Origin of the sequence: Arthrobacter zhaoxinii (genome assembly GCF_025244925.1) — a bacterium.
GTDB lineage: Bacteria > Actinomycetota > Actinomycetes > Actinomycetales > Micrococcaceae > Arthrobacter_B > Arthrobacter_B zhaoxinii.
Genome location: NZ_CP104275.1, coordinates 1,373,738 through 1,388,431, shown reverse-complemented (window position 1 = coordinate 1,388,431; position 14,694 = coordinate 1,373,738). Strand labels below are relative to the sequence as shown.

At 66.8% G+C, this 14,694-nt stretch carries 13 protein-coding genes; 5 read left to right on the top strand and 8 right to left on the bottom strand.

Features of this window, described 5'->3' with window-relative positions; translation table 11 throughout:
- Window positions 1-2: 2 nt before the first annotated feature.
- The 4 genes from crcB to N2K95_RS06415 all read right to left on the bottom strand — a co-directional run bounded on the left by crcB (window position 3) and on the right by N2K95_RS06415 (window position 6,564).
- Window positions 3-380, bottom strand: a complete 378-nt coding sequence (gene crcB / locus N2K95_RS06430) for a fluoride efflux transporter CrcB (protein ID WP_260653387.1) — start codon at window positions 378-380, stop codon at window positions 3-5.
- Complete coding sequence (locus tag N2K95_RS06425) at window positions 377-820, bottom strand: fluoride efflux transporter FluC (protein WP_260653386.1); 444 nt, start codon at window positions 818-820, stop codon at window positions 377-379. The genes crcB and N2K95_RS06425 overlap by 4 nt, the downstream gene beginning before the upstream one ends.
- Window positions 821-1,140: 320 nt before the next feature.
- Window positions 1,141-4,698 carry a S41 family peptidase gene (locus tag N2K95_RS06420; protein WP_260653385.1) on the bottom strand — a complete coding sequence of 1,186 codons (3,558 nt, stop codon included), beginning with the start codon at window positions 4,696-4,698 and terminating at the stop codon, window positions 1,141-1,143.
- Between the two features lie 48 nt (window positions 4,699-4,746).
- Window positions 4,747-6,564 (bottom strand): serine/threonine-protein kinase, encoded by a 1,818-nt coding sequence (locus N2K95_RS06415; RefSeq protein ID WP_260653384.1) that lies wholly within the window; start codon window positions 6,562-6,564, stop codon window positions 4,747-4,749.
- A gap of 143 nt (window positions 6,565-6,707) precedes the next feature.
- Here N2K95_RS06415 and lipB point away from each other — a divergent pair, with 143 nt between their 5' ends.
- The 3 genes from lipB (at window position 6,708) to N2K95_RS06400 (ending at window position 9,294) form a co-directional block, all read left to right on the top strand.
- Window positions 6,708-7,436, top strand: a complete 729-nt coding sequence (lipB, locus tag N2K95_RS06410) for a lipoyl(octanoyl) transferase LipB (protein ID WP_260653383.1) — start codon at window positions 6,708-6,710, stop codon at window positions 7,434-7,436.
- Complete coding sequence (gene lipA, locus N2K95_RS06405) at window positions 7,433-8,437, top strand: lipoyl synthase (protein WP_260653382.1); 1,005 nt, start codon at window positions 7,433-7,435, stop codon at window positions 8,435-8,437. The genes lipB and lipA overlap by 4 nt, the downstream gene beginning before the upstream one ends.
- Before the next feature lie 104 nt (window positions 8,438-8,541).
- Entirely contained in the window at window positions 8,542-9,294 is a 753-nt protein-coding gene (locus N2K95_RS06400) for a DUF4191 domain-containing protein (RefSeq protein WP_255792699.1), read from the top strand.
- Window positions 9,295-9,348: 54 nt separating this feature from the next.
- On the opposite strand, the gene N2K95_RS06395 is transcribed toward N2K95_RS06400, so the two are convergent.
- Both N2K95_RS06395 and N2K95_RS06390 read right to left on the bottom strand, forming a co-directional pair.
- A complete protein-coding gene (locus N2K95_RS06395; RefSeq protein ID WP_260653381.1) occupies window positions 9,349-10,404 on the bottom strand; it encodes an NAD-dependent epimerase/dehydratase family protein in 1,056 nt (351 codons plus the stop codon).
- A 37-nt stretch (window positions 10,405-10,441) separates the two neighbouring features.
- A complete protein-coding gene (locus N2K95_RS06390) occupies window positions 10,442-10,882 on the bottom strand; it encodes an RDD family protein (RefSeq protein ID WP_255792701.1) in 441 nt (146 codons plus the stop codon).
- 248 nt (window positions 10,883-11,130) lie between these two features.
- Here N2K95_RS06390 and glnA point away from each other — a divergent pair, with 248 nt between their 5' ends.
- Both glnA and N2K95_RS06380 read left to right on the top strand, forming a co-directional pair.
- Window positions 11,131-12,555 (top strand): type I glutamate--ammonia ligase, encoded by a 1,425-nt coding sequence (gene glnA, locus N2K95_RS06385; protein ID WP_260653380.1) that lies wholly within the window; start codon window positions 11,131-11,133, stop codon window positions 12,553-12,555.
- Window positions 12,556-12,689: 134 nt separating this feature from the next.
- On the top strand, window positions 12,690-13,706 hold the full coding sequence (locus tag N2K95_RS06380) for a zinc-dependent alcohol dehydrogenase (RefSeq protein ID WP_260653379.1): 1,017 nt from the start codon (window positions 12,690-12,692) through the stop codon (window positions 13,704-13,706).
- 25 nt (window positions 13,707-13,731) lie between these two features.
- Here the strand turns inward: N2K95_RS06380 and N2K95_RS06375 are convergent, their stop codons facing one another.
- Window positions 13,732-14,385, bottom strand: coding sequence for a hypothetical protein (locus N2K95_RS06375; protein WP_260653378.1), 654 nt, complete (start codon window positions 14,383-14,385; stop codon window positions 13,732-13,734).
- 116 nt (window positions 14,386-14,501) lie between these two features.
- Window positions 14,502-14,678: a hypothetical protein gene (locus N2K95_RS06370; RefSeq protein WP_260653377.1), complete on the bottom strand. Its 177-nt coding sequence runs from the start codon at window positions 14,676-14,678 to the stop codon at window positions 14,502-14,504.
- Window positions 14,679-14,694: the final 16 nt, after the last annotated feature.

The following is a 14,694-nucleotide window of genomic DNA, read 5'->3' as shown; positions in this document are numbered from 1 at the left end:
TTTCAGAGCGCTGCCCCCACCCACAGGCCAATCACGGCGGCGGCGACGGAGAGCACCAGCATAACGATGCCGCTGATGAAGGAGGCACCGTAGCGGCCCTCCTTGATCAGCTGCACCGTTTCGTAGCTGGCGGTGCTGAAGGTGGTGTAGCCGCCCAGGAACCCCGTCCCGATCACGATACTGAGGTCGGTCGACACGAAGTGCTCGATGGTGAGGCCGGTGAGCAGACCGAGTACCAGGGACCCGGAGACGTTGATGATTGTCGTCGCCCACGCAAACCGCGTCTTGAGGTGGGCGCGGATGAGTCCGTCGATGACGAACCGCGCTGTTGCACCTATCCCGCCGGCCAGCGCCAGCAGCAGGAAAATTCCGGGGGTCATGAAGCATCCTCCTGCTTATGCTGCCGGCCCGGGCCACGGGCGTGGAGACTGCTTGCGGCTGCGATGCCCACCCAGGTGGCGCAGGCACCGACAATTACCGTGCCGAGGGCATAGATTATGGCGGTCCAGGGAAACCCGTCGCGGAAGAGCACGGCCGTGTCGGTGGCCAGGGAGCTGTAGGTAGTGAAGCCGCCGCAGAAGCCGGTCCCGAGCAGCAGCTTGAGGTTCTTGCCGGTCGGGCCGGAACTGTCCAGGCGGGTGACTGCCTCGTAGAGGTAGCCGAGCAGAAAGGCGCCGACCACGTTGATGATCGGGATCGCCACCGGCACTTCACCGAGGTTCGGGATGGCCAGGGACAGGCCCTCGCGGCTGGCAGCACCGGCTGCGCCTCCGAGGGCGACTAGCCCGATGGGGCCCCAGCGCAGGTATTGTGGTCGCATTCGAGCAATCATTCCTTGCTTCGAGGATGGGTGGCACATGCACCGTGGCGGGCTGCGGCCACGCGCACGGGTCGCCCGGGGTCCCCGCCGAAAAATACGGCGCTATGTCTTGGGGAATCGGGGAAAATACCCATCCTGAGGCTACTCCGGCCCTTTCCGGGCTTCAACGCCGGCGGGCCATTGATCCGCTGTGCGGCGTCAATTGGGTTTCCTGCTGCTCCGGCCCGCCGGGCTCCATGACCGGGCGCCGTTCGGACTGGCCCGAACCGCTGGTGCGCGGTCCGGGCCACTCCACCGGGGTTTCCGTAGCCTAGGTGCCTCTAGTGCCGGTTGTCCCGGCTCGCTCCGTCCGCTCCGGCACCTGCACTAACTGGTGCCGGCAAGGACGGGTCCGCGGCTTCCGTGTGCTCCTGCGGCCGCGGCGGCAACGGAGCCGGCTGGAGGCTGCGGTACCCGGCAAGCGCCGGCGGTTCGTCCGTAGGCAGCTCTGACAGCATTTCGCGCAGGATGCCCACACCGTGTTCCAGCTGCGGGTCGTCACCGGCAACGTATGCGTGCGGCGGGAAAGCCACCTCAATGTCAGGCTCGACGCCGCGGTTTTCCACGTCCCAGCCCACGCCGCCCGTAAACCAGAAGGCGTACCGCGGCTGGTTCACCGCGGTTCCATCCACCAGGTTAAAGCGTCCGTCGATTCCGACGACGCCGCCCCAGGTGCGCGTGCCGACCACCGGGCCGATGCCCCGCAGTTTGGAGACCTGGGTGACGATGTCGCCGTCGGAACCGGCGAATTCGTCAGTGAGGATCACCACCGGTCCCCGCGGAGCATGCGACGGGTACGGTGTGGGAGTGCCCGCCCGGGGGCTGCTCCAGGCCGTGACCTTCCGGCCAAGCAGCTCGGCAACCAGCTGGGAGGTGTGTCCGCCGCGGTTCCGCCGGACGTCCACCAGCAGTGCGCCCATGGACGCCTCCTGGTCCAGGTCCCGGTGCAGCTGCGACCAGCCGTTGGCCACCATGTCCGGAATGTGCAGATAGCCGAACTCGCCGTTGGAAGCTTCGCGGACGATGCGGCGGTTGGCGCTGACCCAGTTCTGGTAACGCAGGCGTTCCTCGCTGCGCAGCGGAACGACGGCGATCCGGCGCTGGGACGGCACGCCGTCGTCGCCCGTGGTGACGACCGTCAGTTCCACGGTCCGGCCGGCGGCACCGGCGAGCAGGACTGCGGGTCCTTCCCCAGCGGGAACCGGCTGTCCGTCCACGGCGGCGATGACGTCGCCGGGGTGGACATCGGCGCCGGGGGCGGTCAGCGGAGACGTGGCCTGCGGATCGGAGGACTCTGCCCCGAGAATCCGGATTACTTCCCACCCGCCGGCCCCCGGACGCAGATCGGCGCCGAGGAAACCCTGGCCCCCGGATCCCTGTTCGGTGACCGGAGCGGGTGTGACGTAGGCATGGGAGGTACCCAGCTCGCCGTGCATTTCCCACAGCAGGTCTACAAGGTCGTCGTGGCTGCCGAGGTTCTGCACCAGCGGGCGGTACCGGGCGTGGACGCCTTCCCAGTCCAGCCCGCCCATGTCCGGAGCCCAGAAGAAGTCCCGCTGCAGGCGCCATGCTTCGTCGAAGGCCTGACCCCACATCTTCACGGGGTCGATCCGGACCCGGATGCGCTCAAGGTCAACGCGGACGTTGTCGGCGGAGTCCTCTTCCACCCGGGCAGCAGCGGGCACCGTTCGGACGCTGCCCTCGTGGCGCAGCACTACCTTGGTGCCGTCGCCGCTGACTTCGAAATCGTCCAGCGCCGGTACCAGGACGGAGACGTCCTTCTTCTCCAGATCAAAGCGTTCAAGCCGGGAGGCAGGGTCCCGGTCGGTGGCCGATGCCCGGCCGTCGCCGGTGACGCCGTAAAGGTCCGAAGCCTGCCACAGCAGGGCCCCTTCAGCTGTCCGGAGCTTTTCATAAAGCCCCTGCGGGACGGGGACCGCGATCAGGCGGTCGCCGATCCGTTCGGCGTCGACCTGCACGGGGGCAACCGTTCCGTCCGGTTTTTCAGCCTCGCCGCCTGTTGCGGCCGGGGACGTCCCGGAGGCGGACGGACCGAACGGCGAAGGTGTTCCGGCGGCCAGTGCCACCAGGAACGGCTTCGTGGAGGACGGGAAGCTGAGGTCGAACCGGTGCGTGTCATACACCGGGTCAAAGCTGCGCTCGGAAAGGAAGGCCAGGTATCTTCCGTCGGTGGTGAAGGAAGGATCATGGTCGGTGAACCGGCCATCGGTGACGTCGATGACCGGTGCGGCCGGGTCCAGCACGGACCGCAGGCGGATCCGGGACCGCCCTTCGCCGCTGGACGGTTCCGCCCAGGCCAGCCACTGCGAGTCCGGTGAGAAGGCCAGCTGGTCGACGGCGCCGAACCCCGAGGATGCCACGGGGAACAGTTCTGCCGCGGCCACGTTCAGCACAAACACCTCGCCGTATTCCGTGGACACGCCGACGCGCTGTCCGTCCGGGCTGGGGACCAGCTGGCTCACGCGTGTCGGGCGCTCGAAGCCTACCCGGACGACGCCGGTAGTGGCGTCGTCTGCGGCAGCCTCCCGCGCGCCTGCGCCGGGTACCCCGGCGTCGCCCGTCCCGGCAACGCCGGCTCCGTCGCTGTTCACCGGCGGGGCCGGAACGGCAGCGCCGGAGGCAGACACCGGACTCGGCAGGACAAGACCGTTGGTTTCACCGGCAGGTGCGGCCGGCTTCTCCGGGGAGATTCCCTCCTTGGCCGCCGGGGCTGCCGCCCCTGCGGGGAGGTCCGCGAAGACGTCCTTGATATAGATTGCGTCTTCACCGTCTTTATCCGCGACGTACACGGCGCGGGTCCGGTCCAGCGGCCTGCCCAGGCGGCTGCGGACGGCCGAGTCGGCTTCAATGACGCGGGAGGGACCGTCGCGGTGGGTCAGCCAGTGCAGCGTTCCGTGGGTTTCCACCACGCTCGCGGTTCCCTTGGCGTCCGGCACAACCGCTGACAAGTGCTTTGCGACGTTCAGGGGACGCGGGCGGCGGGCTGTGCCGGCAGAGCCCAGGACGATGTCCAGCGGCTGCGCTTCGGCGTCCAGCGAAGACAGGAGCCAGATGCGTCCTGCCGATTCGAACACGATCCGGCTGCCGTCGGAGGACGCATGCCGGACGTAAAAGCCTTCAAAGTCCGTGTGCCGGCGGAGGTCCCCACCCTGGGGAGTGACGGAATAGAGGTTGCCGTAGCCTTCGTGGTCCGAAAGGAAAACCACCCTGCCGTCTATCCACATCGGGTCCGACAGGTTGCCGTCCAGTTCGGGCACCAGGCGAAGGAACTCTCCGTTGCCGTCCGCGTCAATCCAGAGCTTTCCTGCAGTTCCGCCGCGGTAGCGCTTCCACCATGCCTGCTCGCGGGTGAGCATGCTGCCGATCACCATCGGGCGTTCGTCACCGACTACGGGTCCTTCGGCGACGGTTTCCACCGGCCCGTACGGAAGCTTCACCGGTGCGGTGCCGTCCAGGGGCACGGCGAACGCCCAGCGCAGCCGGTTGTCTTCCTGCTCCACGGAACAGGTGGCAATGACGTGTCCGGCCGAGTTGAATCCCTTGAGCCGCGTGCTTTGGCTGCCCCAGAAGGTCAGCTGCCGGAAGTTCCCGCCGTCGACATCGGCCGTAACGATTTCCGGGGCTCCGCCCTGGACCACCTGCCACGCCAGCCGGCTCCCGTCCGGGGAGAACTTCGGGCTTCGGGCGGGCAGCTGCATCGCGGAAACCCGCCAGGCGCGGCCGCCGCCGACGGGAGCCATCCAGACGTCATCTTCGGCGACAAAAGTGAGGAGGTCCCCGTGCAGGTCAGGGAAACGGAGGTATGAAGTAGGACTCATGGCTCGATCCTATCTTTCACCGTGGACATGTCCGGTGAGCAGCCGGCCTCATGACGCGGCCAGAACCCGGCTGATCCGCCACATGCCCTCATTTCGCACCAGCACCAGCAGCACCTCCTGCTGCTGTGCCGGCTCCTGCCGGAGCACCTCGCCGGTGCGGTTCATGTGTGTGTAGGCGGAAACCTGCATCCGGACGCGCAGTTCGGCGGTCCCCGGAGTTGGGTCTGGCGGCAGGGCTGCCTCCGGCGGTGCCGGCCCGCTGCGCCCCAGCACGTCCACGGTCATGACCAGCCCGGCCAGGGTATGTCCGTCCGCGGCGAGCCGGCCCACCTGCTCCTGATCGGCCAGCTGTGCTTCTGACTCCGGAGCGTTAACGTGGTCGAGCAGCACAGGGTCGGCACCGGTGAAAGCTCTTGTCCGCAGTTCGGCGAGCGCGGGCAGGGCCTGTGCGGGATCCTGGGCTGCGGTTTCCGACAGCAGCGAGTCCACGCTCTTCCCTGCCGTCCCGGGCAGCTCCGCATTCCCGGGGGAAGGTGCAGGTGCGGCAGGTGCTGTTGTGTCCCGGGCAGCACCCGTGGAGTCGCCAATGGAACCATTCCGGGCCTCGGGAGCGGTACTGCGGGCACTCAGGAGTTCAGGGGCTGCGAGCGCTATTACCGCAAGTACCAGGACCGCGGCAACCACGGCGGCGGCGGCAACCGGCACAATCCGCCGTTCCCGGGGCGGAGCGGCGGCACGCCGTCGCCGTCCCTGTCCCGTCTCCTGCTCCCGGTCCCGGTCCCGGCTCTGCTCCCGGTCCAGGTCCAGGCTCTGCTCCCGGGTCCGGGCCCGCTCCCGGTCCCGCTCCCGTCTGCGCTCCCTCCCGCGGTTCCGTCCCCGGCCCTGCCGCACTGCCCGTCCTGCGGCACCTGCCCCGCCCCGCCGCCGGCCGGGCCTCCGCCACCAGCGCTTTCGTCCCCCTGCACCGGAACCGGCCGATTCTGTCCGGCGGGTCAGCAGTTCGGGATGAACGTCCGGATGAACGGCAGCCACCAGGTCCACGGGCAGGGCGGGAACACTGCGGTAGGCAGCAGCCGCGAATTCACCGGCACCGGGACGCAGGGCGGCATCCTCCGCCAATCCGGCCTCCAGCAGGGCCGGCAGCTCCCTCCCCACCCCGGGAACCAGGATCGACAGCGGGGGCCGGGAACGGCTGGGCGGGGGAATCCTTCCGGTCAGCAAGAACCAGCCCACGGCGGCCAGCGAGTAGATGTCCGACGCCGCACCCAGCCCGGCGTCCGCTCCGTCCCGGCGCTCGGGGGCAGAGAACCCGGGAGTCCCCGGATGCGGTGCCCCGGGTTCCCCCAGCAGCCGGCCCGAGCCGAAGTCAGCCAGCAGCGGCCTGCCCTCGGGAGTGAACAGGATGTTCCCGGGCGATACGTCCCCGTGGGCCGTACCCCGCGCGTGGAGGTAACCCAGGGCACCGGCTATCCCCACAAGGATGCTGACGGCTTCCCCTGGCTGGACCGGTCCCCGGGCTGCAACGAGGCCCGCAGCGCTGCCGCCCGGGGCATACCCGCCGAGCAGGCCGGTACCCTGGTCCGTTTCAACCACCGCGTGGACCTGCAGCAGGTGCGGATGTTCCAACCGGGAAAGGATATTCACTTCACGACGGGCTTCAAAGGTGTTTACTCCCCCGTCTGCCCCGCGCACCGGCACCTTCAGGGCGAACGGGGCGCCATCCAAGTCCCGGACTAGCCAGACCGCGGCAGTGCCTCCGACACCCAGCAGCCGGTCCACCCGGAAACCCGGCACGTCCGGTGCAGGAGGCACCGGGATGCCGCCTCGGCGGTCTCCATCAGGGTCAGGCAGCGGGGTCGTGTCCATGGAAGCAGAGTCTTCGCTACTCCCCGACCTGCACGGCGGTTATCCACAGGGTATTTCCCCTCGGCCGGGGCAGGAAAACCCGGCCGGGCGGACCCCGCGGAGTGTGGTCCACATTACAGCTGCGGGGGTCTAGGCTAGTGGCCATGGCTTTGGAGTTCACCCGCGTAGGCCTGGCTCCGCACTACGTGGACTATTCAGCAGGCTGGGATCTCCAGCAGCAGCTGCACCGGCAGGTACTGGAGGGCAAGGTACCGGACACGGTGCTGCTGCTCGAGCACACTCCGGTCTATACCGCAGGGCGTCGTACCGAGCCGCACGAGCGTCCTTTCGACGGCACCCCGGTGATCAACGTGGACCGCGGCGGAAAACTGACGTGGCACGGACCCGGCCAGCTGGTGGGCTATCCCATCCTGAAGCTCGCTGATCCGTCCGCCGTCAGGGCGTATGTCGATGCCCTCGAAGCGGCCGTCATTTCCGTGCTGCGGGACTACGGGATTGCCGGTGTCCGGGTTGAAGGGCGCTCCGGCGTCTGGGTCCGGGGAGACGGGCAGCCCTTCGGCGTTCCGGACCGCAAGATCGCCGCCGTCGGCATCCGCGTCCACCAGGGCGTCACCATGCACGGATTCTCCCTGAACTGCAGCAATGACCTGGCGCCTTACAGCCAGATCGTTGCCTGCGGCATCACCGACGCCGGAACCACGTCGATCAGCACCGAAACGGGAGACACCGTGTCCCCGGCCGACGTCGTCACCCGGATTGAAGCCGCACTTGCCGCCCGCGAGGCGGCCCTGACCGGCACCACCCCCTCGAAGGACCTCCCCGGCATCGGCGCCATCCCTGCCGGCAGCCGGCCGAAAGGAGCCCTGCTGTGACCCTCACCCCTGAAGGACGGCGCCTGCTGCGCATTGAACAGCGCAACGTCGCCGTCCCCGTGGAACGCAAGCCCGAATGGATCAAGGCCAAAGTAAACATCGGCCCTGAATACGTGGAGCTGAAGAAGCAGGTGAAGCAGGAAGGCCTGCACACGGTCTGCGAGGAAGCGGGCTGCCCCAACATCTTCGAATGCTGGGAGGACCGCGAGGCAACCTTCCTCATCGGCGGGTCCGAATGCACCCGACGCTGCGACTTCTGCCAGATTGACACCGGCAAGCCCTCGCCGCTGGACCTGATGGAGCCCACCAAGGTGGCACGCTCGGTCCAGCAGATGAACCTGCGCTACGCCACGGTCACCGGCGTGGCCCGGGACGACCTGGAGGACGAGGGTGTCTGGCTCTATGCCGAGACCATCCGGAAAATCCACGAGCTCAACCCCGGCACCGGCGTCGAAATCCTGATCCCCGACTTTTCCGGGAAGGTGGAGCACATCATCGACATCTGCGAAGCCCGGCCCGAGGTCTTCGCCCACAACGTCGAAACGGTCCCCCGCCTGTTCAAGCGGATCCGGCCGGCGTTCCGGTACGAGCGCTCCCTCGACGTCATCACCCAGGGGCAGAACATGGGCATGGTCACCAAGTCCAACCTGATTCTCGGCATGGGTGAAACGCGCGAAGAAATCTCCGGAGCACTGAAGGACCTGCGGGACTCCGGGTGCGACCTGATCACCATCACCCAGTACCTGCGCCCCAGCGAACGCCACCTGCCGGTGGACCGCTGGGTCAAGCCGCAGGAATTCGTCGACATCAGCACCGAAGCCGAGGAACTGGGCTTCCTGGGCGTTATGAGCGGACCGCTGGTGCGCTCCTCGTACCGTGCCGGGCGGCTCTGGGCCGGCGCCATGCGCCGCAAGGGCCGCGAGCTGCCCCCGCAGCTGGCACACATCGAGGATTCGGGGAGCACGCTCCAGGAAGCCTCCTCCATCCTCGCCCGCGGATAACTCCGCCGACGGCGTCCGCCGTCCCGCACTGCAGCCGCACCGGTTCCGCCGAACCGCACGCACTTCATAGCCGCACGCCTTCCATCACGTAGAATGAACTCATTATGGCCAAAAGCACCGATTCAGACGCATCCCAGAGCGCCCGCAAAGGCGTCTTTTCCCGCAAGCCGAAGGGGGAAAAGAAGCCCAAGAAGGACGGGCGCATGAAGCAGATTGCCCAGGTCTTCAAGATGACCCGGCGCAACGATCCCAACGTCGTATGGCTGATGCTCGGCGCGTTCCTCGGCATTATCGCCGTGGGCCTGCTGATCGGCTTCCTGATCGACAACTGGATCACGATGCTCATCATCGCCATCCCGCTCGGCCTGCTTGCCGCTGTGTTCATCCTCTCCCGCCGGGCCGAACGGGCGGCTTTCACGCAGATTGAAGGCCAGCCGGGAGCTTCCGGCGCCGCCCTGAGCGTGCTGCGCCGCGGCTGGATCCTGGAGGAACAGCCCGTCGCCGTGAACCCGCGCACCCAGGAAGCCGTCTTCCGTGCCATCGGCCGCCCCGGCATCGTCCTGGTCACCGAAGGTTCCCCCTCCCGGGCGAAGGCACTGGCCGACGGCGAACGCCGGCGCATGAACCGCATCGTCCCCAAGGTTCCGATCACGGTCATCCACACCGGCCGCGGCGAGGGCCAGGTTCCGCTGTCCAAGGTAGCGACCACGGCCAAGAAGCTTCCCAAGGCACTGACCAAGCAGGAAGTCGCCACCGTCAACAAGCGGCTTTCGGCGCTCGGCACCCGGCTGCCGATCCCCAAGGGCATCGACCCCTACCGCGCCCGTCCGGACCGCAAGGCAACCCGCGGACGCTAGCCGATTCTGCACCAAAAAGGGCCCCTCTTATGAGGGGCCCTTTTGTTTTGTCCCTCAGGCGTCCGGCACCCGGGGATCCGCGTCCGCCAGCCGGGCCAGCAGGTTCCGTTCTTCCTCCCGGGTGAGTCCTGCCCCGCGGGGACGCTCGACGCCGGCGGCTTCCTCCCAGGCGAGGGTGTCGGCAAGGGTCTGCCGCAGCGGCCGCAGCTGAAGTCCCGCGGAACACGCCCGGACATTGGAGCGGGCATTCATCCCGTGCCAGTCCGGATCTTCCAGCCAGAGCGGCAGTGAGCGGGGGCCTGACCATTCATTGACGCCCTGCCCGCGGAGCCACCGGGTTGGAACCGGTACGGCAGTTCCCGGAGCACCCCCACGGTTTGCGTCTCCCTCGCCCGCTGCCCCGGCTCCTCCCGCTGCGTCCGCAGCCGCCGCCAGATGCGCTGCGAACGGCACGGTGTCCCCCACGGCGTTGAACACCCCGGCGCTCCGTTCCCGGGCCACCAGTACGAGCCACCGGGCCAGGTCACGGACATCTATGAGCTGCGTGGGCTGGTCCGGGGCTTCGGGCACGAGCACGGAGCCGCCCTGCGCAAACCGCAGCGGCCAGTAGCCGCTGCGTCCCGAGGTGTCCCCCGGACCCCCGATCAGCCCCGCCCGGATGATCGCGCTGGCCCCGGCGCCGAACCCTTCGGTGACGGCCTCTTCACACGCGACCTTGGCGGGTCCGTAGCTTTCCATGTCCACCATGACGTCGCCCGCCAGGGGTGCCAGCAGGGCGGCATCCTCGTCCTGCCCGAACTCCCGCTGGCTGGCGTAGACGTTGCCGGTGGAGACGAAGACGTAGAAGTCGGCGGCATCCCTCAGGTCGCGGACGGCGCGGCGCACCTGACCCGGCTGGCGGGAAACATCAATGACGGCGTCCCAGTGCTGTTCGGCGGCTGCTGCCAGGCCGTCGTCGGCGTCCCGGTCCACCCGCAGGAAGGATGCTTCGGCCGGCGGTTCGCCGGAGCGTCCCCGGGCCGCGCAGGTGACCTGGTGGCCTTCGGCTGCAGCGGCGAGGGCGGTCTGATGTCCCAGCCAGGCGGTTCCGCCCAGAATCAGTAGTTTCATACCCGGAATCTGCCAGATCCGCGGGCTGATTCAAAGCCTAGTGCTTCACCTTCACCAATACCGTGCCCATGGCGCGGTCATGCAGGCCGCGCTGGTCGGCGTCGAACACCACCGCCGGAATCACCAGACACAGCAGCAGCGTGCGGACAATCGCCGCAGGAATGTTGGCGGGCCGGCCGTCCATTTTCTGCACCTGCAGGCTGAAGACGCGGTGGCCGATGCTGTAGCCGAGGAGGCTGACGAGCAGGATCTGCTCGACGGCGAAGATCGCCAGAATGGCAAAGTCGTCTCCGCCGAAAAGCCAGTAGGCAATGAGCGAGGCGATGGCCCAGTCGATGACCAGGGCTCCCAGGCGCGGGCCGACGCGGGCTATGGACCCCGGTCCGGTACGCGGGCGTCCGAGGCGCTTGCCCGGCCATGTGCTCTCGTCGGAGGGAGGGCCTTCCAGCCAGGAACCTATATCGCTTCTATCAACCACGGTTAAAGACTACCCGGGGGGCTGTGATGTAAATAAACCCACTATTATCACTGTCCCCGGAGGTTGCGGATAGGGTGGAAGGGAGGCCATCGGCTGCGTAACCTTCCGGAAACACATGTGTCACCGCCGGGAAACCCGACCCCCTTAGGGTCAAGGTGATGCGCCGGACGGTCAAAGGGCCAGGCGCCAGCTTTGGTCTTGCAGCCCGAGGTCTTCCACCCAAACAGTTGTATAGGAGCACATAAACGATGTTCAAGAACGCGGACGAAGTCCTCAGGTTCATCGCTGACGAGCAAGTGAAGTTCGTCGACATCCGATTCACCGACGTACCCGGAGTGCAGCAGCACTTCAACGTGCCGGCCAAAACCGTAGATGCCGATTTCTTCGTCAACGGTCAGCTGTTCGACGGCTCATCCATCCGCGGCTTCCAGGGCATTGCCGAGTCCGACATGCAGCTCATCCCGGATGTCACGACTGCGTTTGTCGATCCCTTCCGCATCGAGAAGACCCTGGCGCTGAACTTCTCGATTGTGAACCCGCGCACCGGCGAGCCGTACCACCGCGACCCGCGCGGCGTTGCCGAACGTGCCGAGGCGTACCTGGCCTCCACCGGCATCGCCGATACGGCCTTCTTCGGTTCGGAAGCCGAGTTCTACATCTTCGACAACGTCCAGTACGAGTCCTCCCCCAAGGGCAGCTTCTACAAGGTGGACTCCGAGGAAGCTCCGTGGAACAGCGGCCGCGAGGAAGAGGGCGGCAACCTGGGCAACAAGACCCCGTACAAGGGCGGTTACTTCCCCGTGGCCCCCGTGGACAAGCAGGCTGACCTGCGCGACGCCATCAGCGTGGAGCTCGACAACGTGGGCCTCGAAGTCGAGCGTGCCCACCACGAAGTCGGCGGCGCCGGCCAGGCAGAGATCAACTACAAGTTCACCACCCTGACGCACGCGGCCGACGATCTGCAGAAGTTCAAGTACATCGTCAAGAACGTCGCCGATTCCTGGGGCAAGTCCGCCACCTTCATGCCGAAGCCCATCTTCGGCGACAACGGTTCGGGCATGCACTGCCACCAGTCCCTGTGGAACGGCGGAGTGCCGCTGTTCTACGACGAGAAGGGCTACGCCGGTCTTTCGGACCTGGCCCGCTGGTACATCGGCGGCCTGCTCAAGCATGCCTCCGCTGTCCTTGCCTTCACCAACCCGACGGTCAACTCCTACCGCCGCCTGGTCAAGGGCTTCGAAGCTCCCGTGAACATGGTCTACTCGCAGGGCAACCGTTCCGCGGCTATCCGCATCCCGATCACCGGCTCGAACCCGAAGGCCAAGCGCCTCGAGTTCCGCGCTCCGGATCCCTCCTCCAACCCGTACCTGGCGTTCTCCGCACAGCTGATGGCTGGCCTGGACGGCATCAAGAACCGCATCGAGCCGGCGGATCCGATCGACAAGGACCTCTACGAGCTGCCGCCCGAAGAGGCCAAGCACATCCAGAAGGCTCCGGCGTCGCTCGAAGAGGCACTGGTTGCCCTGGAGAACGACAATGAGTTCCTTCAGGCCGGCGGCGTGTTCACCCAGGACATGATCGACAGCTGGATCTCGTACAAGCGTGAATTCGAAATCATGCCCCTGGCACTGCGCCCGAACCCGTTCGAGTTCGAGCTCTACTACGGCGTCTAAGCGTCTGAGCAGCGGCCGATAGCAGCCGATGAACCGCCTCCGCCCCTCACCGGGCGGGGGCGGTTTTTCATTCCGTCCGTTCGCGTAGCATCGGGAGCAGGGAGATCCCCTTCATCGCTAAGGAGAACACTGCTATGAAAGCTGTCTACGTCACCGGCCCGGACACCAACGAATGGGTTGAAGTTGAACAGCCCGCCGTGGGGCCGGGCGACGTCCTGTTGAAGATGAAGGCCTGCGGGATCTGCGGGTCCGACGCGTTTTACAGCCACATCGGCGGCATCCCGCCCCGCCAGGGCGCAACCCCGCTGGGCCATGAACCGGCGGCCGAGGTGGCGGAAGTCGGCTCCGAGGTGGACGGCATCGCGGTAGGTGACCACGTGGTGATCGACACGATGGCTTTCACTGACGGACTGCTCGGCAGCGGCGGTGCGCAGGGCGGGCTCTCGGAGTACGTAGTAGTTCACGATGCATCCCTTGGCCGTCAGCTCAAGGTCATTCCCAAGGACATTCCGTGGGAGGTGGCCGCCCTGAACGAACCGATGGCGGTGGCCCTCCACGCGGTGAACCGCACCAATCCCAAGCCCGGCGACAAAGTGGTGATCTTTGGCGCGGGTCCGATCGGACTCGGTGCCCTCCTCGGCTACCGCCGCCGCGGAGTGGCCCACATCGTCGTCGTCGACGTCATCGCGTCCCGGCTTCAAAAGGCCCTGCAGATCGGCGCGGATGCCGTCATCAACTCAGCCGAAGAGGACCTGGCCTCCCGGCTGGTGGAACTGCACGGCGACGGCGCAACCATGATGGTCCGCGGCGTCCGGTCAGGTACCGACATTTTCCTGGATGCTGCCGGCGCGCCGGTCATCCCCGCTACCGTTGCCGACGTCGCCAAACAGGGAGCGGTGCTCGGCGTCGTGGCGGTCCACAAGAAGCCGGTGGAGCTCGACTTCGGCACGATCCTGACCACTGAGCTCACGATCGTGTTTGCCATGGGTTATCCGACGGAGATCTTCGACGTGACCGACGACATCATCGAAAACTGGCAGAAGTACGCCCTGATCATCAGCGACACGCTGCCCTTCGATAAGGCACTGGACGCCCTCACCCTGGCACAGACTCCAGGTGCTGCTGACAAGGTGGTCGTGACCTTCGACTAGCGCCGCCGCCCGGACTTCCCGGCGGCTACAGCGTCACGCCGTCGGGAAGTTCCGGTGCATCGAATTTCTGCCGCTCGCACTCGGCCTTCAGCTGCGGGTAGGTGGAAGCGATCAGGTCCAGGATGCGGTTGCGGACCACCAGGTAAGCCTCGCCGACGCCCACCACGCCCTTGAATTCCTTAAGCTCCTCCTCGTAGGAGGTCTGCTGGTGCCGCAGGTAGTTCACCGTTAGCCGGTTCAGCCGCGACGGTGCCGTGGAGAGGCTGGCCGGGGACTGTTTGCCGCGGAGGCGTCCGTTGAAATGCTCGATCGCTTTACGCTGCATGGTCTCCCACGGCTCGGGAATAATGCGCAGCTCCAGGGCTTCGGCGACGGCGACCGCTGCCTTCTTCTTCACCAGGGCACGTTCCCGCGCCGCCAGCTGCCGGTTGCGGGAGGCTTCGCGGGCCTTGGCATACTCCGGTGTGGCCTCGATGGCTTCAACGCGTTCCAGGGCGTACAGCTTCATGGGGGCTGCCTTGCGGGAGAACGGGTTCCGTGCGGTCTTGTCCGGTTCGGGCAGGAACGTCTTGATCTGTCCGTCGGTCCAGCCCCGCTCCTTCTTCAGGTCATTGGCGATGAGCATGCCCTCGCTGTTGGCCGGTTTGGGACGCGGCGGATGGTGTTTGCCTCTGGGCACAGTGCTCCCCGGATGTAGAAATGGTGTTTTTCCATTCTAGGAGAGCACCGGTGTCCGTTAACGCAAAAACGCCGCCATTCCCGGGTGGGAACGACGGCGGAGACCTCTTCTGCGCGCTAGGCGGTTGCTTCAGTGAGAACCTGGCTCGAGGCCGGTTCTGCGTTCAGCATCGCGATTTCGGCTGCCGATACTCCCCCGGCAACCAGCGCACATCCGGCGGCAATGGCCGTGATCTGTGCGGTGAATCGTGAAGTGGTGGTCCTGGTGCGCGTCACAGCAACGTGCTTCAACATATAGCTGATGCTCCCT